The organism is Bartonella sp. AA81SXKL, assembly GCF_042196945.1.
In the GTDB taxonomy this organism is placed as follows: domain Bacteria; phylum Pseudomonadota; class Alphaproteobacteria; order Rhizobiales; family Rhizobiaceae; genus Bartonella.
The window spans coordinates 340-646 of record NZ_JBHIRH010000301.1; the positions used below are offsets into that span (position 1 = coordinate 340).

Genomic DNA, 307 nt, shown 5'->3' on the forward strand with positions numbered 1-307 from the left:
CGCTTGCCAAACCATATGGGTGAAGTGGAAGAAAAGACAATAGAACAAGCGGTGAGTGGAGGAAAGATTGGTCTCATCAAGACAGCCATGAAAACTTTTGCAAGGGAATGGGGACGCAAACTCTTAAGTGTTCATAAAGAGACTGAAAGGGATATTGCGGCTCTCATAACAGCGCGTGAAAAAGGGGAGTTTGGGTTAGCAAGAGAAAAAGCCGTTGAATTAATTAAGAAGTTTCACGAAGCAGAAAAGAAACGCTTAATAAGCAAAAAAGATCACACAAAATTCCTCAATTTTGTTGGCATTCTTT

Annotated in this window: 1 pseudogene; it reads left to right on the plus strand. The window is 40.4% G+C overall.

Going from position 1 to position 307, the window contains the following annotated elements:
- Positions 1-307, plus strand: a pseudogene (locus tag ACFINZ_RS11260) (hypothetical protein); the annotation flags it as partial.